We start from the raw sequence: 20542 nt of genomic DNA on the forward strand, positions 1-20542 counted from the left end.
CAAGACGGTCTGGATCAGGAGACGGATGCCAATGCCCAAGCGCCCCCTTTTTCTAGCAGCCGCCGTCCTCTCTCTGGCTGCACCCTTCGTCGCGCAGGCCGCAGATGCGCCCGAAGCCTGGACGCCGACCGACAGTAGCATCCGCGCGACTGCCGCGGGGATCAGCCTGCCCCACAGCATCGCCACATTGTCGCTCACCAAAAGTGGTGAAGCCTCGAACGGCGGCCGCGGTGTCGACAATTATGCGCAATATGTCTCGCAGGACGGCGCGGTGCAGGCGACGCTCTACGTCTATCTGCCCACCTATGCCGACGCCTCGCTCGCCGCCTATATGACCGACAAGGCGGTGATGGAGCGTTTCGGCCCCAAGACCCGCCGCACCGCCTATGCCAGCGCGCCCGTGGCAGGGCACACGGATGGCGCGATCCGCGCCGTCTATGAAGATGCGGCCGACGGCGCGCTCACCACGGCTGCAGGTTTCGTCCATGCGGGCCGCTGGATCGTCAAGATCCGCGTCACTGGCCCCACTGATCGCCGCGCCGAAGTGCTGGCTGGGTTGGACGGCATGCTTGCGCAGATGACGCTGGATGATCCGACGTCGTTGCACGCCACCACCCCCGCCCGGTTCGACGCTTGCCCGGTCGCCGCCAACAAGGACGCGCGCCTCACCCGCACGACCGAGCGCGGTGAAGCCGTTCCGCAGGACGTGCGCATGCCCCGCGAAGGCAAGGACGCCCTATGTGTGCGCGGCACCGTCGCCACCGCACAGGGCAGCTACGAAATGCTGCAGCAAGTGGGCCGTGACGACGGTGCGATCATCGTGCCGGTCGATGACAGCGGCACCGTTCTTGCCTTTGACCCGGCCGACAGCGGCGCAGGCTATAAGCTGTCGATCCACATGGTCGGCCAGACCGATCTCTATGGCGTCTATGATCGCGTCCCCAGCGCCCGACAGGTCGCCGCCATTCTCGACGGCGAAGACCCCCATACGGCAAAAGCCAGTGCAACAGCGGCCTACACCGCAACCGGCGACGTTACGCTCGTACAGGCGACGCCGGCGCGCTGATCCCGTTATCGTCGAGCGCTATCGATGGTGGGGGCGAGCGGATGGTTGTGCCCCGCAGCAGATCGGGCAAAGCATCTCGCCACCCGATCGATTTTCTTTCGACAACGCTTTGCCGAATGCTCCGCTGCGTCGAAGACGACGGAGCCGCACCCGATGAAGAGATCAGATTTTCAGCAGTTTCTACGCCTGTGGCCGATGCGCGCGATGAGCTACAGAAGCCGATATTTCACGAACCAATCCAAGGTCTGGAAATATTTGGTGGGCCCGGCAGGAATCGAACCCGCAACCTAGCCGTTATGAGCGGCCAGCTCTAACCGTTGAGCTACAGGCCCCACCTGTCGATGAAAGGTGGATTAGGCAGCATCAGGCGGCTTGGCAAGCCTCTGCGCGCATCGGAACTGCGGCCAGCAACTGATCCAGGCTCGCGGCGCGGACACCACGCCGCGCCAGATGGTTCAACACTGCGTCCCACCAGCCGTAAAAGGCGGTCCGATCCGCTCATCGCGGACATAGGGGGTATGACCCGGCTCCAGCGTGGGCGAATGAAAACTGAAATTCAGCAGCCGCACGCCTTCTTCCATCAGGGCGTCGATCGCCTGGATCGCTTCCTGTGCCGAAACCCCTTCAGGCGTTAGTGGGACGCGGCTAAGCATCCGCGCCCGTGCCATCGCACCTGCGAGCGGCCCCATGGTCTGGGCAGCGCGGTACAGGCGCTCTCCTGCCCCACGCAAAAGTCCGACAAAGGCCGTCGAAAGCGGCAGCTCGACCAATGTCCGGTTTGGCCCCGCCCAATAGGGCGTGAGCGGCATTCCGCAAAAATCCGGTCCATATTGGCCGCTATAATCAAACCGGCTCCGCACTGAACTGTCGAGCCGAAATCCGGCTGCCTCCAGCAGGCGCGCACTGTTGGGACCAACGCCATAGCGACCCGCTCGATAAGCGATTGGCCGTTGTCCGAATCGCTGTTCGATTCGGCGGCACAACGCCTCCAGCTTAGCCTGCTCGACCGCTTCGGGCAGAGACCCGGCATAGCTGTTGGCGGCCGTTACCTCTTCGACATGCGGCGGATTAACCCAGGGATGAAGATGCGCGCCGATGTCGGCCGCGCCGTCGTTGGCCCACTGCCCCATCATCGCGGCAGCGGCATCGCAATCGACCACGGGATAGTCGGTTACATAAATTGGCTTCACCCCAGCGGTGACAAAATAGCCTTGTCCGCGTGCCATGCCGTCCAACGCGGTGACGCCATGGCCAGTCCGGCTGAAGGGCGCATTCCAGTCGAATTCTTCCTCGGTATCGACGAACAGCATGAAGCGCGTGCCGAAATCCGGCGACAACGCGATCCGGTCCTGCGGCGGCGGGGCAACCAGAAGATTGCCGTCGAAGGGATGAGCGCTCATGGCCGTCGGTTTACCGCCCAATGGTTGCGATAGGGTTTCCCCCATCCCCGAAGATCAGCCGTGATCAGCCGCATCGTCGGCGATCGTGGCAGCGGGGATCGCCAGCAACAGCCGCCCCGGTTCGATTTCCAGGCTGCCCCGGCAACTCGCCGCCAGACTACGGATCAATCGCAGCGAAAAGCCGAGGCCCAGCAGCGGCCCGTCGGCCCAGTCGCCATCGGCGCTGTAACCCGGATCCAGCAACTGCGCTTCTTCCAGTCCGGTCAGGCTCGACGGCCGGTCGATCGCCAGCACGACCCGCCCTGCCCCGCCATCGGGCTGGAACCAGCAGGCCCCCGTCACCGTCTCCCCTGCCGGCGCGACCGAAATCAACGTCCGCAGCAGATGCTGCACCATCCGTTCGCCCTGGATCGGGTCGATCCGCACAGGGGGCAATGTCGGCGCAATCGCGATGTCGATGGCTGATCCGCCTGCCTGCGCCTGATCTTCGAACCGGGCTGCAACCTGCGTTACCAGCAGGTCGAGGTCCATCATCTCCGGCGCGCCCGTGCCATCACCCCGCGACACGCGCGCGGCAAGGTCGAGATCGTCGAACGCTGCGAGCAGGTGCCGCGCATCGACGGCGATCTTGCCCGCCATGTCGCGATACGCGACCCCCGCCGCGCCGAATAATTCCTGCTCGATGATTTCGGCGAAACCCAGGATCGCATTCAGGGGCGTGCGCAGTTCGTGCACCAATTGACGCAGGGAATCGGAAGAAAGACCGCTGATCGCCGAATGTTCGGGCTGGGCCGCGACTTCGTGCAGATAGGGACGCCGGGCCTGCCCACGATAACCCTGAAAGCGGCCAGAGCGCGGATCGAAAAAGGGTGTAGCCGATAGGCGCCATTCGCCCGACATCCGCCCGCCCACAATGGTGAAGCGGCCATTTTGAAAGCCACTGCGCCGGGCAAAGGCACCCGCGACATGGCCATCAGGGCCGCTGCCGCCGTCCAGCGCCACCTCGCCCAAGGACAGGCCGATGAGGGCGGCCCGCGGTCCTTGATCGACCCAAAGCAGGATGCCGGATGCGTCCGTCTCAAAAGCAAATTGGCGCGGCGCTTCGGCAACGGGCGTTTCGCCGGGTGCGGAAGCGACGCCCACCGGACGGCGCGTGCTGGTAAAATGGGCGATGCGATCGACCAGATTGCGGATCTGGTCCTGATCCTGCGCGGGCGGTCGCAAAGGCGTGACGACCGACGGCGCTTGCGATGTAGCCGGTTCAGCTTCCATGTCCGGCGTCAGCAACATGTCTGCCTCGCCCACCATATCCCGCCGCTCGGTGGTCAGCACCAGATCGACAGAACCGAAGGCTTCCAGCGCCTGTCGCGCCAGCGGGCCGACATCCCGACGTCCGCGCAGGACACCCCGCGCGGTCGGCGTCAGTCGGGGCATCATATCCGCCCAGATCGCATCAGGCAATTGCGCACGTGCCATCGCCGCCGCCGCTATCGCCGGGCGGTCCTTCGCGAAAAAAACCACGAGGCTAGCCGATCGCAGCCGCCGGCCCAGTTCCACCACCGTCGCGATTCGCTGCGTTTCGGATATCGTCGGCCGCAACGCTTCCAGTCGATCAAGCAATATCGTGCGATCCGATGCACCCATGACCGTGCGGTCCGCGCGATCATGCTGCGCCAACAAATCGACACATTGGCGCCAGGACGTCACCGCACCCAGTCCCGCACGGTTGTCGGCCGCCAGCACCGTTTGCATGAGATCGTTAAAACGCACCGAAAATCCCCATAAGCCGCGCGCCGCAGCCCGCTCGCCCTATCGTTAGGCGTTCATCGCGGCAAGGGAAAGGGGCGGCTCGGCGCGATCAAAAAGGATCGTCGCATAGTGGGACAATTGCATTGGCCTGAAACATTATTATGATGGGTGCTTCGAACAAGACAGGAAATAAGCACAATAATGGCCGGCCCGAATATCGACGACATCGACCTGCAGATCCTTGGAGAATTGCAACAGGACGGCAGGATGACCAACGTGGAACTGGCGCGCAAGGTCGGCCTGACCGCGCCGCCATGCCTGCGCCGTGTCCGCGCGCTGGAGGAAGCGGGCGCCATCACATCCTATCATGCGGTGGTCGATCCCGGCATGTTGGGCTACACCATCACGGTGTTCGCCATGGTGAGCCTCAAAAGCCAGGCCGAAGCCGATTTGACGGCATTTCAGGACCATATCGCGCTGCTGCCCGAAGTGCGCGAATGTCATATGCTGAACGGGGAAATCGACTTTATCCTGAAGGTCGTTGCCAAGGATTTGCAGAGCTTCCAGCAATTCCTGACGTCAAAGCTGACGCCCGCCCCCAATGTCGTAAGCGTCAAGACGTCGCTCACGATCCGCACGTCGAAAAACCTGCCGGGGGTGCCGCTGCCGGTCTGATCCGGCAGCGCGCGATCAGGCCGCCTTGCGGCTTTGCTGTTCCACCCAAACCGACCAGAAGCCCGCGACACTGGCCCAATCGCCGGTTGCCTGGCCAAGCGCAGCCTGCGCGCCGGGCAGGTCGCCCGAGCGCGCGAGCGCAACGCCGAGCCGCGCATTGACGCGCCCGGCATCGACACCGCCTTTGGTCAACGCGATGCGATAATGTTCTGCCGCCTGGGGGAACTGCCCCAACGCGAAATAGCTGTCGGCCAGCGACGCGGCTTCCTTACCACTGGATGCGCTTGCAGCCTTCTTGGCCAGCGCAGGTAGTGCGGCGATTTCCTTGGTCGCCTTCGGCGTGACATTCTTAAGCAACTTGCTGGTGGTCGGCTGCGTCGCGGTCAGCTTGCCGCCCTTGCGTCCGGCTTCGATGATCGCCTTGGCTTCGGCATAATAGCCCGCCTTTTCGGCCAATAGGGCATAGGATTGATAGTCGCGTTCGCTCGCCATGGCGCCATTGGCGGCTTGCAGGCGATAGAGGTCCAGTTGCAACTGAGGTTCGACATCGCCCGCCGCCAGATAATTGGTCAGCGCCGACCGCCACTCTTCCTTGTCGCCCGCCTGCCCCAGGCGATCGCGATATAATTGCCCGACCTCTGCCCAATCGCGCGCTTGATAGGCCATCGACAAAGCCCGATCGGTCCAGGCGATCGGCACAGGCTGACCCGAGGCGCGCTGCTGGGCAACGGCTTCCTGCACGAAGCGTCGTGCATCCTTGGGCTTGTTGCGACGCAACGCGATGTCGGCGCGCAGCATGGTTGCATCGACCCCGGCATAGCCCAAAGTCTTGGCATAATCGAGTTGCGCCGTCGCATCGTCATAATTGCCCACCTGATAGGACAGATAGGCTGCAACAAAGCGCAGACGCGGGGCTGCCGTCGCTGGCAGGGCGCTGGTCTTGAACACGTCCGTCAGCGCGATGCGCTGGGCCTGAACATCGCCGCGCATCACTGCAAGTTGGTAGCGCAAACTGGCCGTCGCATAGGTTTCGAAATCATTGGCTGGGGCCAAGGCACCGATCCGTGCGCTGGCCGTGGTTACGTCACGCGCCTGCACGGCGGCGTCAGCGGATTGCAGCGCCGCCCGGAACGTGTCGGACATGGCAATGGGCGGTCCTGCCACCACCAGCTTTTTCTTGGCCAAGGCAGGTGTCGCCATCAGAATGGCGGCCGCCAGGGCCACCGGCAGACCGGATGTCAGATTAGTCAATCGCCGCATGGCCTTACAGGCCTCCCCACATCATTTGCCGGGATAATGCCCGGCCGCACCTAAACCTATGCATCAAGCCAGGTCGGCGCGCCACCCCGGGGGATGGCGCGCCCGATTATCAAGCGCCCTTGCTGCCCAGATAGGCCAGCCACAGACCAGCGATCTGCTTGCGCGCGCCGCCCTGTACCGCTTCGAATGCTGCCTTGGCTGCGGCGTTGTCGCCGACCTTCATCTTGGCGATGCCCATGCGGGTGTTGATTTCGTCAGCATCAACACCGCCCTTTTCCTTGGCGAGTTCGAACATCGCCGCGGCCTTGGCATAGTCGCCATAGCCAAGATACGCGTCGGCGGTCGCCGCTGCGATCTTGCCAGTGGCAGCCTTGCGCGCGTCGGCCTCCGCCGCACCCAGCGTGCTCTTGTCACCCGCAATACGACCCATGGCGGTCTGATACAGATCTCCGCCCTGGCTGGCATTTAGCACATTCTTGGACCGACCCAGATCGATCGAGGATTTGACCTCGCCATAAATGCCCGTCTTTGATGCCATTTCGGCATATTCCAGGAAGTCGCCAGCGACGACGAGGCCGTCCGATGCCGACAGAAGGCGCAGCACGTCAAGATTTTCACGATTGGTGATGTTCGGGTTAGCGCGCTGGAACAGGCGTACCAGCGTCCGCAAATTGGCACCGCTCGGTTCGGCCTGATAGGCCATCTTGGCCCATTCGGTCACGTCCGGCAACTTGGCGGCTTCCGCGCGGCTAACGCCGATCTGATACCATTGCGCTGGCACCTGCTGACCGGATGCCTTCATGGCTTCGGCCGCTGCCTTGAGCGCGGCAAGGCCCTGCACATTGAAGCCACGTGCCGGTTCGACGGTCGCATTGGTCGTGCCTGCCTTGCCGAAATAGGCTTGCGCCAAGGTCGGGTTGACGCTTTCCGACTTCGCACCGGCGGCCAACGCCGCCTGCGCGCGCTGGATCGTCAGATCATAGTTTTTCGCATCAAGCGCCTGGTTGGCGGCGATCGAATTGAACTGCGCGGCCTGCTCCGGCGGCGTCAGGCCGCTATCGAGCATCTGGGTCAGCGCTTCGCTCTGCATCGCCGTATCCTTGGACGCGATCGACGTGTTCAGCTTGATCGCACCGATCTGATATTTGTCGTCGTTCGACACGGCCTTGCTGTCGGCTTCCGCCAGCGCAGCCTTGGCACCGGCAAAATCCTGCGCTTCGGCAGCCTTCTGCGCCGTCTGCAGCGACTTGATCACGTCGGGCGTGACATTCAGCTTGGGACCGGCTGCCTTTTCCTCTTTCTTGTCCTTCTTCGCAGCGAAGGCAGGGGCCGAAACGGCACCGCCGGTTACGGCCAGAGCCAGTACCAGCGCGAACGGGGTAACAAAACGCATAATCCTCATCTCCTATGCACGCCTGGCCGATGGCTAGAGGCGCGTTTTGGGGGTTGAACGCCGATTAGGGAACGGCGCGTGAATGACTATTGAACAAGCCTATATCGGCTGATTTTGCAACTGTCATGCCCGCAGCTTCGTTCCAGCAACGCCAAGCCGATAGCCGCTGTCCTTATCGATGCCCCGCGCGGGCGCGCGTCTGCGCGCGAGGGGTGACAGATTTGTTTCGCTCGGCTAGAGATCGAGCAACACAGCCAACATCATCGAAAAAAGAGAATCGCATTGACCGACGAGACTGTCCTCGCCGACCCTTCGGACATCAGCCCCGTCTCCATCGTCGAGGAGATGAAGACCAGCTATCTCGACTATGCGATGTCCGTCATCGTTTCGCGCGCCCTGCCGGACGTGCGCGACGGGTTGAAGCCGGTTCATCGCCGCATTCTCTTTTCGGCCCAGGAATCGGGCTTCCTCTACAACCGCCCCTATCGCAAGTCCGCGCGCCTCGTCGGCGAGGTGATGGGTAAATATCACCCGCATGGCGACAGTTCGATCTACGACGCTTGGCGCGGATGACGCAGGACTGGTCGATGCGCGTGCCGCTGATCGACGGTCAGGGCAATTTCGGCTCGATGGACCCCGATCCGCCAGCCGCCATGCGCTACACCGAAGCGCGTTTGGCCAAGGTGGCGGGCGCGCTGCTGGAAGATCTCGACAAAGATACCGTCGATTTCACGCCCAACTATGACGCATCGGAACATGAGCCGCAGGTTCTGCCCGCCCGCTTCCCCAATCTGCTCGTCAACGGTGCTGGCGGCATTGCCGTCGGCATGGCGACCAACATTCCGCCCCATAATCTGGGCGAAGTGCTGCGCGCCTGCCTTGCCTATATCGACAATCCCGGCATCACGACCGATGAACTGATCGCCATCGTCCCCGGCCCCGATTTCCCGACAGCGCCGCTGATCCTCGGCCAGTCGGGCGCGAAATCGGCCTATCATACCGGCCGCGGCTCGATCATGATGCGCTCGCGCTATGTGATCGAAAGCGGGCGCGGGGATCGCGAATCCATCGTCCTGACCGCCATCCCCTATCAGGTCGGCAAGAACGGCCTGGTCGAGAAGATCGCCGAAGCCGCCAAGGAAAAGCGGATCGAAGGCATTAGCGACATTCGCGACGAATCCAGCCGCGAAGGCGTGCGGATCGTCATGGACCTGAAGCGCGACGCGACGCCCGAAGTCGTCCTCAACCAATTGTGGCGCAACACGCCTGCCCAGTCGAGCTTCCCCGCCAACATGCTCGCCATTCGCGGCGGTCGCCCGGAACTGCTGGGCCTGCGCGATATCATCGAGGCTTTCGTCAAGTTCCGCGAAGAGGTCATCACTCGCCGCACCAAGTTCGAATTGAACAAGGCGCGCGAACGGGCGCACATCTTGCTCGGCCTCGTCGTCGCGGTCACCAACCTCGATGAGATGGTCAAGATCATCCGCGGTTCGTCCAGCCCGGCCGAAGCCCGCGAAAAGCTGCTGGCACGCGAATGGCCGATCAGCGAGATCGCCCATTATATCCGCTTGGTCGAAGCGATCGACACCGAGATTTCGGGCGACGTCTATAAACTGTCCGAAGTGCAGGTCCGCGCCATCCTCGATTTGCGCCTGCATCGCCTGACGGCGCTGGGTCGCGACGAGATTGGCAAGGAACTGGCTGGTCTGGCCGAAGCCATCGCCGAATATCTCGCCATTTTGGGCGACCGGGTGAAGCTTTATGCCGTGATGCGCGGTGAGCTGGAAGCGATCGAACGCGAATTCGCGACCCCGCGCCTGTCCGAGATCACCGCCGCAGCCGATGGCATCGAGGATGAAGATCTGATCGAGCGCGAGGAGATGGTCGTCACCGTCACGGTGCAAGGCTATATCAAGCGCACCCCGCTCGAAAGTTTCCGGGCGCAGGCGCGCGGCGGCAAGGGCCGTTCGGGCATGGCGACCAAGGATGAGGATGCGATCACCGAATTGTTCGTGACCTCGACCCACACCCCGGTCCTCTTCTTCTCGACCGCGGGCAAAGTCTATCGCATGAAAGTGTGGCGCCTGCCCGAAGGTGGCCCGGCGACACGCGGGCGGCCGATGGTCAACCTGCTGCCGCTGGCGGCCGGTGAAACCATCCAGACCGTCCTGCCACTGCCGGAAGACGAGGAAAGCTGGAAGGATCTGCACGTCATGTTCGCTACCGCGAACGGCACCGTGCGTCGCAACAGCATGGACGCTTTCGCCAATGTGCCGAGCAATGGCAAGCTCGCCATGCGCTTCGATGATGGCAGCGATGATCGGCTGATCGGCGTGGCGCTTCTGTCGGAAGAAGATGATGTTCTGCTCGCCACGCGGCAGGGCAAGGCGATCCGCTTTGCTTCGACCGATGTGCGCGAATTCCAGAGCCGCACCTCGACCGGTGTGCGCGGCATGACGCTCAAGGGCGATGACGAGGTTATCTCCCTTTCCATCCTTCACCGCTCCGGTGCCGATCAGGAACAGCGCGAGGACTATCTGCGCTTCGCGCCCTGGAAGCCGGAGAAGGAAGGCGAAATGGGCGATCAGGCGATGTTTGCCCTGATGCGCGAGCGGGAGCAGTTCATCCTGACCGTGTGCGCCAATGGCTACGGCAAATTGTCGTCCGCCTATGATTATCGCCGCACCGGGCGCGGGGGTCAGGGCATCACCAATATCGACAATATCGGTCGTAACGGGCCGGTCGTGGCGAGCTTTGCCGCGACCCAAGGCGACCAGTTGATGCTGGTCACCGATCAGGCCAAGCTCATCCGCATGGGGCTGGACAGCCTGCGCGTCATCGGCCGCAATTCGGCGGGCGTGCGCCTGTTCGATGTCGCCAAGGACGAACATGTCGTGAGCGCAGCCAAGATCGAGGAAAGCGACGAAGCACCGGAGGTCGAAGAGGCGTGAGCGACCTCTTCGCCTATAAGATATTGACGGCCGAGCAATATGCGCAGTTCAAGGCCGATGGCGTGTTCAAGGGCGCGCCGGTCGACCTGGCGGATGGCTATATCCATATGTCGACCCGCGATCAGGCGGCCGAGACGGTGGCCAAACATTTTGCGGGGCAAGACCGCCTGGTCATGGTGATGATCGACCTTGCCCCCTTTGGCGAGGCGATCCGCTGGGAGGAATCGCGTGGCGGCGCGCTATTCCCCCATCTCTATGCCGACCTGCCGATCACGGCGGTCGCGGGCAAGGTGGTGCTGCGCATCGGCGACGATGGCACCCATTCGTTTCCCGCCGGCTTTTAAGGCGCGACCCGCGCCATCCGCGCAACCTTCCCACGCTGCATCCAATAGTCCCATCCGCCCCATCGGATATGGTTGGACGTCCCTGCTACCCCCTGCACGATCAGATGCGCCCAGCTTACCGCAAAGGGCGCGATACAATCCCACCAGAGCGAACGCCTGGCACGCCTCGCCTGTTCAGGCTCCAGCACCGCGCCGATGATCCGCCGCCGCACCAGTGCCCTGCCCCAGGCCGCACCATAGCCGATCGCGATCGCCCCCCAGCCGCCCCCAGCCCAACGCCCAGGCCCACGCGCCGGACTGCACCGCCACCACCGCCGTCGCCAGCGCCCACATGCCCCGATTATTGGTGGCGATATGCCGATATTGCCGCACACCGAAACCGATCAGATCACTAACACGGCCCTCCAGCGGGCTGGCCACTAGCAAATCCCGCACTGGCCGCATACGCAGCTTGGCGCGCCAGCCCGCCAGCCCAATCGCCATATCGTCGGATAATCGCCCGGCCAGCACTGCATCCAGGTCCAGCCGCTCCGCCACCGCGCGCGACAGGGCCATCGCCCCACCCCAAGGCATGGTCGCACTCGCGGCGCGCGGCAGCGTCGCCAACTGCATCTCGACCGCGCCGACCATCGCGGCCATCAATCCACGCCCCGGCAGCAACAGTCGATAGCCGGTGACGATGTCCGCCTTGTTCCGCACCAGCGGAAAAAGCAGCCGACCGACCAGCCGCGCGGGTGGCTCGATATCGGCGTCGATAAAGACCAACCACTGATCATCGGGTCGCAACGCTCGCAACGCCGCGCGCAGCTTGTGAACCTTTTGCCCCTCGTCCCTCGCCACACCCGCATGCACGACTTGCACATCCGCGCCCGCCAACGCCTCCGCCGCTGGGCAAGCCCCCGAAGTCGCGATCAGCAATCGACCTGCCGCGCTTTGCGCTGTCAGCCGCGCCATTAGGGGTGCACCACCATCCCAATCGTCGCGCACGCTCAGGATCACCACGACCCCATCGGGCGCTTCCTCCCGGCGCTCGACGGGCAGATGCCGCCAATAATTGACGACCCCCAGCAGCGTTAGTCCCTGAAGGACAATCCAGACCCAGATCATGACGCCGCACACCTCTTTACCGTCTCGCTGCCTGCTGTATGACGGGCGCCCTATGCTCTCCAACCCCTTTCTTTTCACGCTGATGCGCGTGCTCCCGGCACGATCAGCCTCCTGGCTCGGCGGATGGCTGTCCGCCCATGTCGCCCGCCCGCGCATGAAGTTGCGTGATGCTCGCGCCCGCGCCAATCTCGCACTACTCCGCCCCGATCTTGACGAAGCGGCGCGGGAAACGATGCTGACCCGCCGCTGGCGCAATATCGGCCGGACACTGGCCGAACTCGCCAATGTCGACCGGCTTGTCAGTCCGCATCATGTGCGCGTGCTGGACCCGGCTGGCTATCAGGCCGTGCTCGACCTGCCAGGGCCGATGATTTTTCTAACCACCCATATCGGCAACTGGGATCTGATGGCCGCGCATCTCAAGGCGGCGACCGATCGCCCCCCGCTTGGCGTCTATGATCCGCCGGACGATCCAAAGATCGCGGCTCAGCTCAAAAAGGCGCGGCAAAGTTATATGGGCGAAGCCATCACCGGCAGTGGCGGTGCCGCGCGCGGCATATTGCGCCATTTGGCCAAGGATCGGGCAATGCTCTATATATTGATCGACGAACGTCGCGATCATCAGGTCTGGTTCCCGCGTTTCGGGCGCGACCATCCGCTCTCCGGCAACATGTCGGTCGCGTTGCGGCTGGCACGCAAGTCCGGCGCGCGCGTCACCCCATTCTATCTGACCCGCACCAGCGGCCCCCATTTCGATCTACACTGGCACCCGCCGCTCGACCCCGCAACCCTGACGGATGACGCCATCGGCGCCGCCGCCGACGCTTTTCTGGGGCAGGCCTGCATTACCCACGCCGACGAATGGCTGGCGCTGCACGATATGGACCTGACGCAGCCGGGCCATGCGCCCACTGCCCCACCGGTCATGTGACTTGGGCGCACTTGCCCGCTAAAGCCCCTGCATGTCCCGACTCGCGATCAAAATCTGCGGCATTTCCACGCCCGACACCGTTGGCGCAGCCGTGCGTGCGGGGGCGAGCCATATCGGCTTTGTCCACTTCGCCAAAAGCCCGCGCCATGTCGATGTAGCCCAGATCGCCGCGCTGGCAAGAATCGCGCCTGCACATATGGAAAAGGTCGGCGTCGTGGTCGATCCCACCGACGATCTGCTGGTCGAACTGACCGCCAGCGGCGCGCTCACCGCGCTGCAGCTCCATGGCAAGGAAAGCCCGCAACGCGCCGCCGCCATCCGCCAGCGCTTCGACCTGCCTGTCTGGAAAGCGATATCGGTCAAGACCCGCGCCGATATCGATGCTGCGACCGCCTATGTCGGCGCCGTCGATCTGTTGCTGTTCGACGCCAAGACGCCCGATGGCGCGGCCTTGCCCGGTGGCATGGGGCTGCGCTTCGACTGGACGCTGCTGCGTGGCCTTTCGATCTCGGTGCCCTGGGGCCTGTCGGGCGGCTTGTCGGCCGACAATGCCGTCGAAGCCGTCCGCATCACCAGCGCCCCGCTGATCGACGTATCTTCAGGCGTGGAAAGCGCGCCCGGCATCAAGAGTGTGGACAAGATCATGGCCTTCTGCAAAGCGGTATCCGCATGTTGACGCTCACCGCTCCTGTCGAGCGCATCGGGATACGATGGCGCTGATCGCTTCTCCCTTGATCGAAGCGAACCGCCCTTCATGCCTGAAAGATTGATATCATGACCGACACGATTACCTTGCCCAACAGCCTGCGATCGCAGCCCGACGCCAATGGCCATTTCGGCGCATTTGGTGGCCGCTATGTCGCCGAAACGCTGATGCCGCTGATCCTGGACCTCGAAAAAGTCTATAAGGCAGCGAAGGAGGATCCGGCGTTCGAGGAGGAATATGACCATCTCCTCAAACATTATGTCGGCCGCCCCAACCCGCTTTATTATGCCAGCCGCCTGACCGAAGCGCTGCGCGCCCATGCACCGACGGGCAAGGGCGCGAAAATCTATCTGAAGCGCGAGGAGTTGAACCACACCGGCGCGCACAAGATCAACAATTGCATCGGCCAGGCGCTGCTCGCCCGCCGCATGGGCAAGAAGAAGGTCATCGCGGAAACCGGCGCTGGCCAGCATGGCGTCGCCACCGCGACCGTCGCTGCGCTGTTCGGCATGGAATGCAAGATCTTCATGGGTGCCAAGGATGTGGAGCGCCAGCGCCCCAATGTCTTCCGCATGAAACTGCTGGGGGCCGAGGTCATTCCCGTCACCTCCGGGTCGGCGACGCTCAAGGATTCGATGAACGACGCGCTGCGCCATTGGGTGTCGAACGTGCATGACACATTCTACATCATCGGCACGGCGGCAGGTCCGCACCCCTATCCTGAAATGGTGCGCGATTTTCAGTCGATCATCGGCAAGGAAACCCGCGCCCAGATCCTGGAAGCCGAAGGCCGCCTGCCTGACATGTTGATCGCGCCGGTCGGTGGTGGATCGAACGCCATCGGCATGTTCCACCCCTTCCTGGACGATCTCGACGTTGCGATGATCGGCGTGGAAGCGGCAGGCGAAGGCCTCGACAAGAAGCATGCAGCCTCGCTTGCGGGCGGCGCGTCGGGCATCCTGCACGGTAACCGCACCTATTTGCTGCAGGACGAAGATGGCCAGATCACCGAAGCGCACAGCATTTCGGCAGGTCTCGACTATCCCGGCATCGGGCCGGAACATAGCTGGTTGCACGAGATCGGCCGGGTCAAATATATGCCCGTGACCGACGATGAGGCGCTGGCCAGCTTCCAGAAGCTCTCCGCGCTGGAAGGCATCATCCCCGCGCTCGAATCCGCTCATGCGATCGCGGCCGCCGAGCAGGTGGCCCCCACCATGGATGCGGACAAGATCATCGTCATCAACCTGTCCGGCCGGGGCGACAAGGACATCTTCACCGTCGCCGAAGCGTTGGGAGTGGAAATGTGAGCATGACTGACCGCCTCTCTACCCGCTTCGCCACCTGCAAGGCGCAAGGACGCGCCACGCTGATCACCTTCGTGACGGCGGGTGATCCCGATGTGGCGGCGACGCCAGCCATTCTCGACGCGCTGGTCGCGGGTGGGGCTGACATCATCGAACTGGGCATGCCCTTCACTGATCCGATGGCCGATGGCCCCGCGATCGAACTGGCCAATCTGCGCAGCCTGGGTTCGGGCACCAAGACGAAGCATATTTTCGCGCTTGCCGCCGCGTTTCGGGCGCGGCACCCCGAAACGCCGCTGGTGCTGATGGGCTATGCCAATCCGATGCTGGTGCGCGGGTCCGACTGGTTCGCCGACCAGTGCAAGGCCGCTGGGGTGGATGGCGTCATCTGCGTCGATGCGCCGCCGGAGGAAGATGCCGAGATCGGCCCGGGGCTGCGTAACGCGGGCGTCCACCTCATCCGCCTGGCCACCCCGACCACCAACGCCGCGCGTTTGCCCGCCGTGCTGAATGGCGCGAGCGGCTTCCTCTATTATGTCTCCGTCGCCGGCATCACCGGCAAGCAGCAGGCGGCCCAGGCCAATATCGAAATGGCCGTGGATCGCCTGAAAGCCGCCACCGACCTGCCGGTTGCGGTCGGCTTCGGCGTCCGCACCCCTGAACAGGCCGCCGCCATCGGGCGCATTGCCGATGGTGTCGTCGTCGGCTCGGCCATTGTCGATATCGTTGGCAGCCATGGCGATGCCGCTGCGCCCTTCGTCCAGCAATTCGTCGCCGCCCTGTCCGGCGCACTCACTCCCAAAATTCAAGAGACCGCCGCATGAGCTGGATCAACCGCGTCCGCAAGGCCATCCCCTTCATCGCCAAGAAGGAACAGAGTGCCGAGACATTATGGTATAAATGCCCGGCCTGTTCGGAGATGCTGTTCATCAAGGAATGGGAGGATAACCTCTCCGTCTGTCCGCGCTGCAACCATCATGGCCGCATCGGTCCGGCGGCGCGGTTCGAGCAGATCCTCGACGCGGGTTTCATCCTGCTGCCAACGCCGCAGGTGCAGGAAGACCCGCTCAAATTCCGCGACACCAAACGTTACCCCGATCGCATCCGGGCGGCCCGTGCCGCGACCGGCGATCAGGACGCTCTGATCAACGCGCGCGGCGCGATCGATGATGTGCCGCTGGTCATGGGCGTACAGAATTTCGCCTTCATGGGCGGCTCCATGGGCATGGGCGTGGGCGCGGCCTTCATCCAGGGCGTCAATGACGCGATCGCCCATCATTGCCCCTATGTCATCTTCACGGCCGCCGGCGGCGCGCGGATGCAGGAAGGCATATTGTCGCTGATGCAGATGCCCCGCTCCACCGTGGCGATCCAGAAGCTGCACGCGGCGGGTCTGCCCTATATCGTCGTGCTGACCGATCCCACCACCGGCGGCGTGACGGCAAGCTATGCCATGCTGGGCGACGTACAGATCGCCGAACCCAATGCCCTGATCGGCTTTGCCGGGCAGCGCGTCATTGAGAGCACGATCCGCGAGACACTGCCCGAAGGTTTCCAGCGCGCCGAATATCTGCTCGACCATGGCATGATAGACATGGTGGTCCATCGCCATGAGCTGCGCGATACGCTGGCGCGCGTGATCGCTATCTCAGCCCGCGTATCGCCGCCTAAATCGACGCTCGGGGGGGGGACGCGCCTGTGGCAGACCATGCCGTTTCGGACGACCCGCAGGTACAGGCGCAGCTTGACCGGCTCTGGTCGCTGTCGCCAGGTGCCGACATATTGGGACTGGAGCGCATCACCCAGTTGATGACGCGGCTGGGCGATCCACACCTCGCCCTGCCCCCGGTTTTCCATGTCGCAGGCACGAACGGCAAAGGATCGACCTGCGCTTTTTTGCGCGCTGCGATGGAGGCGGACGGCAAGACTGTCCATGTCTTCACCTCGCCGCATCTGGTGCGCTTCAACGAACGCATCCGCGTGTCGGGGCAACTGATCAGCGACGAAGCGCTCGCCCGCTATCTGGCGCGCGTGTTGGACATTGCCGAGGGCATTGGCGCCAGCTTCTTCGAAGTCACCACGGCGGCAGCGTTCCTGGCCTTCGCCGAACATCCCGCCGACGCCTGCATCATCGAAGTGGGCCTGGGTGGTCGCCTCGACGCGACCAACATCATTACCGATCCGGTCGTCTGTGGCATTGCCCAGCTTGGTATCGATCATCAGGCCTTTCTGGGTGATACGCTGGCTGGGATCGCGGCGGAAAAGGCGGGAATCGCCAAGCCCGGCGCGCCGCTGGTGACGCAGCGCTATGACGACGCGCTCTTCCCGATGATGATCGATGCCGTCGCCAAGGCCCGCACGACCTGGATTGCCCAAGGCGATGGATGGGATGCGGCCGTCTATCGCGATCGGCTCCATTATCGCGATGAGCAGGGTCGGCTCGACACGCCGCTCCCGCGCCTGGCGGGTGCGCACCAGGTCCAGAATGCCGCGCTGGCCTTTGCCATGCTGCGGCATCAAAGCGCCGTCCCGCTCTCCGATGCCGCGCTCAAGGCCGCGCCGCTCTGGGCGCACTGGCCTGCCCGGCTTCAGCGACTCGACCATGGTCCGTTGTTGGCGATACTGCCCGCGGCTGCCACGGTCTGGCTCGATGGCGGCCATAATGCAGGCGCGGGTGAGGCGATCAGCGCCTTCTTCACGCCCGATCGGCTGGAGGGCCATAAGCTGCACCTCGTCATCGGCATGCTGGCCAACAAGGATGTCGACGCCTTCCTTGCGCCCTTCGCCGGACGGATCGCCCATATCCACGCGCTGCCCGTACCGGGTCATGAGCATCATCCGGCGGAACGCTTCGCCGCGATCGCGGCACAATGGGGCATCGGCTGCACGGCCCATGCCGATGCGCAAGGCGCTATCGGGGCCATTGCCGCGCAGGCTGATCCCGCGCCCAAGCTCTTGATCGGCGGCTCGCTCTATCTGGCGGGCGAAATTTTGCGACTAAACGCGCAACTGCCTGACTGATTATACTTGCGACTAACTCGCAATAGCGTAGTCTGCGGAGAGCAATCACCGCAGAAGGCGTATCATCATGGCTCATGGCGAGACCTCCCCCATCGATCTGCCCCGGCCCATGCCCACGGGCTATGGCAACCGGCTGTTCCTGTTCGTCATGCGCCGTATGGCCAGTGCGGGCGTCAATGACGCCCACGCCGCCAACGCCATGTTGGGTGCGTTCGGGCGCAGCTATCGCCGCCCGCTCGTGCTGATGCGGGCCATGATGCTGGAACTCGCCCGCGCCTCCAGCCGCAAGATATTGGTCGCGCCTTGTTGCTGCGCCCGCATGACGGCGGACGAGGCGATGCTGATGGAAGCGACGGGCGAAGCGTTGCGCGATCCCAACGCCGCCTATGAGCAACTGAGTGACCTGCTCGGCAATGATCATGCCCTGGGCGCGCTTACCTGCATGCAGGCCGTCGCGCAGGCCCATGCCGATCTGGGGCGGCCGCTGGAACTCTATTCGGGTGGCTGAGACGCCGGATCGGTAGCGGCCGTGCCGACGCTGGCATCGATCAGACCAGCGCGCATCATCAGCCAGAACAGGGCGATGCCGGGCAACGCCGCTGCGGTGGTGAACAGGTAGAAATCCACATAGCCGAACTGTTCGATCAGGCCGCCTGCCGTCGTGCCGGTCAGGAACCGTCCGACGATGCTCGCCGCCGCCGAGATCAGGGCATATTGCGCAGCGGTGAAGCGCAGGTCGCACAGGGCGGAGAAATAGGCGACCACGGTCACGCCGCCGATCCCGCTTGCGAAATTCTCGAACCCGATCGCGCCCGCCATGCCCCAATTGCTTTTGCCGAGCGCCGCCAGTGCTGCAAAGCTGAAATTGGATACGCCCATCAGGATCAGGCTGAGCAACACCGACCGTTTCATGCCGATCCGTGCATAAAGGATGCCGCCGATGAATATGCCGATCAGATAGGCCCAAAAGCCGATACCGACGTCGTAAATGGCGATTTCGTCATTGGTATAGCCCATATCATCGAACAGCAGGCGAAAGGTCAGGTTGGCCAGCGTGTCGCCGATCTTGTGGAGCAGGATGAACAGCAACACGAGCATCGCCCCGCGCCGGCGGAAAAATTCGAGCAGCGGCCCTGCGATCGACTGCCATAATTCGCCAGCACCCCGCCGCGCCAGCGGATCGCGATGCCGTTCCGGTTCGCCGAGCAGCAAACCCGTCAGCATGGCGGGCAGCGCGAACATGGCGCAGGCCATATAGGCCCCCTGCCAACCGATCCGCGCCGCCAGCACCAGCGCCAAAGCTCCCGCCGCGACCGAACCGATGCGCCAGCCATATTGCGACATGCCCGACCCGACGCCCAATTGCTCGGGCTTCAGCAATTCGATGCGATAGGCGTCGATCACAATGTCGAACGTCGCCCCCGCCACCCCGACCAAGATCGCGGCATAGGCGGTCTGAATCAGGCTGGCGGAGGGGTCGACCAGCGCCAGATTGACGACCGCCGCCATGACCAGCAGCCCCGCAAAAACCAGCCAGGAGACACGCTGGCCCAAGCGGCCAAACAGCGGCAGGCGAACGCCATCGACCAGCCAGGCCCAGAGCCATTTGAGATTATAGACGAGGAAAGCGAGGGTGAAGGCCGTTACGGCTTTCTTGTCGATGCCATCCTGCGCCAGCCGGGTCGTCAGCGTCGCGCCGATCATGGCAAAGGGGAAACCCGACGACACCCCCAGGAAGAAGGCCGCCAGCGGCGCTTTTTCGACATAAGGTTTCACGGCGTCGAGCCAGCTTTTGCGGCCCGCTATGGCGTCAGTCACTTCATTCCCCCGGCCGGTGTCGTCTGTTGCGCGCCACCATATGGCCTCGCGCCGTGCTGGCAAGCGCTGCGTGGGGTCAGTTCGGCTCGAACAGGCTGAGGCCCACCGGCGATCGTGGCTGGCGCACACCGCGCAGCCTGGCGTCGATCACGCCGATTGCGGCGACAAGGTCGCGCGGGGCATAGGGTTTGGCAAGGCAGCCCACGGCCAGTTCGCGCGCGTCGATCGGGCAACGGCCGGTGACGAAGAGCACCGGCAATCCCTTGGCATAGGCGTGGCGCGCCACGTCGATGCCGCTCTTTGGGCCATGCAGGGCGACGTCCGCGATGACGAGGTCGAGGCCACCGGCATCGATCACCGCGACGGCATGGTCATAATCATCGACCGTGGCGGCGATCTGGTATCCAGCCTGCTCCAGCGCATGTTCATTGTCGAACGCGACCAGCGGTTCATCCTCCACCACCAGCACGGTGCGGATCGCCTTGCGGCGCGGCAGGCGCACGCCCCCACTATTCAAAAGCCCGAAAAACATTTGCCAAGTCCGCCCTGTTTCCGCCATGCAACCGAACAAACGCCGCGCCCCCGCGCCGGGTTGCCGGTGCGATAGGGTTTTTCCCCCTCGCTCAAGCGCCGGGACGGCACATTTCAGCCTGTTGCTGGCTTATCGCCCATATGGGGAGAGCCAGTCCTCACGAAAAGGAACATATCCGTGGAACCGCCGAAAAAATCAGGACCGCCGCGCCGGTCCGGCCCCGGCGGCCCTAAACGCCCCGGTGGCCCCGGTGGCCCCGGCAAGCGGCCGGGCTTTGCACCG

Annotated in this window: 14 protein-coding genes, 1 tRNA gene and 4 pseudogenes; 11 read left to right on the forward strand and 8 right to left on the reverse strand. The window is 63.7% G+C overall.

Features of this window, described 5'->3' with window-relative positions:
* Positions 1 to 31 precede the first annotated feature (31 nt).
* A complete protein-coding gene (locus BF95_RS02240) occupies positions 32 to 1066 on the forward strand; it encodes a hypothetical protein (protein WP_043149019.1) in 1035 nt (344 codons plus the stop codon).
* 256 nt (positions 1067 to 1322) lie between these two features.
* Here BF95_RS02240 and BF95_RS02245 read toward each other — a convergent pair.
* The 3 genes and pseudogenes from BF95_RS02245 to BF95_RS02255 all read right to left on the reverse strand — a co-directional run bounded on the left by BF95_RS02245 (position 1323) and on the right by BF95_RS02255 (position 4236).
* Positions 1323 to 1398 (reverse strand) — tRNA-Ile (locus tag BF95_RS02245).
* Between the two features lie 31 nt (positions 1399 to 1429).
* A pseudogene (locus BF95_RS02250) lies at positions 1430 to 2466 on the reverse strand (polysaccharide deacetylase family protein).
* 54 nt (positions 2467 to 2520) lie between these two features.
* Entirely contained in the window at positions 2521 to 4236 is a 1716-nt protein-coding gene (locus BF95_RS02255; RefSeq protein WP_043149020.1) for a sensor histidine kinase, read from the reverse strand.
* A 180-nt stretch (positions 4237 to 4416) separates the two neighbouring features.
* On the opposite strand from BF95_RS02255, the gene BF95_RS02260 reads away from it, so the two are divergent.
* Positions 4417 to 4890, forward strand: coding sequence for an Lrp/AsnC family transcriptional regulator (locus BF95_RS02260; protein ID WP_043149021.1), 474 nt, complete (start codon positions 4417 to 4419; stop codon positions 4888 to 4890).
* A 15-nt stretch (positions 4891 to 4905) separates the two neighbouring features.
* Here BF95_RS02260 and BF95_RS02265 read toward each other — a convergent pair whose 3' ends face one another.
* Both BF95_RS02265 and BF95_RS02270 read right to left on the reverse strand, forming a co-directional pair.
* A complete protein-coding gene (locus BF95_RS02265) occupies positions 4906 to 6150 on the reverse strand; it encodes a tetratricopeptide repeat protein (protein WP_043149023.1) in 1245 nt (414 codons plus the stop codon).
* 109 nt (positions 6151 to 6259) lie between these two features.
* Positions 6260 to 7543, reverse strand: coding sequence for a hypothetical protein (locus BF95_RS02270; RefSeq protein WP_043149024.1), 1284 nt, complete (start codon positions 7541 to 7543; stop codon positions 6260 to 6262).
* Positions 7544 to 7825: 282 nt separating this feature from the next.
* Here BF95_RS02270 and gyrA point away from each other — a divergent pair.
* Both gyrA and BF95_RS02280 read left to right on the forward strand, forming a co-directional pair.
* Positions 7826 to 10494 (forward strand): annotated as a pseudogene (gyrA, locus tag BF95_RS02275) (DNA gyrase subunit A).
* Positions 10491 to 10838 (forward strand): DUF952 domain-containing protein, encoded by a 348-nt coding sequence (locus BF95_RS02280; protein WP_043149026.1) that lies wholly within the window; start codon positions 10491 to 10493, stop codon positions 10836 to 10838. The pseudogene gyrA and the gene BF95_RS02280 overlap by 4 nt, the downstream one beginning before the upstream one ends.
* Here the strand turns inward: BF95_RS02280 and BF95_RS02285 are convergent.
* Positions 10835 to 11945: pseudogene (locus BF95_RS02285) on the reverse strand (glycosyltransferase). The gene BF95_RS02280 and the pseudogene BF95_RS02285 sit on opposite strands and share 4 nt — an antisense overlap.
* A gap of 52 nt (positions 11946 to 11997) precedes the next feature.
* Here BF95_RS02285 and BF95_RS02290 point away from each other — a divergent pair.
* From BF95_RS02290 to BF95_RS02320, 7 genes and pseudogenes are all read left to right on the forward strand, one after another.
* Entirely contained in the window at positions 11998 to 12876 is an 879-nt protein-coding gene (locus BF95_RS02290) for a lysophospholipid acyltransferase family protein (RefSeq protein WP_043149028.1), read from the forward strand.
* Positions 12877 to 12907: 31 nt separating this feature from the next.
* Positions 12908 to 13552, forward strand: a complete 645-nt coding sequence (locus tag BF95_RS02295; RefSeq protein WP_043149029.1) for a phosphoribosylanthranilate isomerase — start codon at positions 12908 to 12910, stop codon at positions 13550 to 13552.
* Positions 13553 to 13650: 98 nt separating this feature from the next.
* Positions 13651 to 14892, forward strand: a complete 1242-nt coding sequence (gene trpB, locus BF95_RS02300; RefSeq protein ID WP_043149030.1) for a tryptophan synthase subunit beta — start codon at positions 13651 to 13653, stop codon at positions 14890 to 14892.
* Positions 14893 to 14894: 2 nt separating this feature from the next.
* Positions 14895 to 15713: a tryptophan synthase subunit alpha gene (gene trpA, locus BF95_RS02305; RefSeq protein ID WP_043149031.1), complete on the forward strand. Its 819-nt coding sequence runs from the start codon at positions 14895 to 14897 to the stop codon at positions 15711 to 15713.
* Positions 15710 to 16560, forward strand: a pseudogene (gene accD / locus BF95_RS02310) (acetyl-CoA carboxylase, carboxyltransferase subunit beta). The gene trpA and the pseudogene accD overlap by 4 nt, the downstream one beginning before the upstream one ends.
* Before the next feature lie 27 nt (positions 16561 to 16587).
* A complete protein-coding gene (locus BF95_RS02315) occupies positions 16588 to 17910 on the forward strand; it encodes a bifunctional folylpolyglutamate synthase/dihydrofolate synthase (protein WP_043149032.1) in 1323 nt (440 codons plus the stop codon).
* Between the two features lie 67 nt (positions 17911 to 17977).
* Positions 17978 to 18418: a DUF6628 family protein gene (locus BF95_RS02320; RefSeq protein ID WP_043149033.1), complete on the forward strand. Its 441-nt coding sequence runs from the start codon at positions 17978 to 17980 to the stop codon at positions 18416 to 18418.
* Here BF95_RS02320 and BF95_RS02325 read toward each other — a convergent pair.
* On the reverse strand, positions 18403 to 19728 hold the full coding sequence (locus BF95_RS02325) for an AmpG family muropeptide MFS transporter (protein ID WP_043149035.1): 1326 nt from the start codon (positions 19726 to 19728) through the stop codon (positions 18403 to 18405). The two genes, BF95_RS02320 and BF95_RS02325, sit on opposite strands and share 16 nt — an antisense overlap.
* 76 nt (positions 19729 to 19804) lie before the next feature.
* Positions 19805 to 20260, reverse strand: a complete 456-nt coding sequence (locus BF95_RS02330; protein WP_043149036.1) for a response regulator — start codon at positions 20258 to 20260, stop codon at positions 19805 to 19807.
* Between the last annotated feature and the right edge of the window lie 282 nt (positions 20261 to 20542).

The sequence above is a fragment of the Sphingobium sp. Ant17 genome (assembly GCF_000588875.1).
GTDB lineage: Bacteria > Pseudomonadota > Alphaproteobacteria > Sphingomonadales > Sphingomonadaceae > Sphingobium.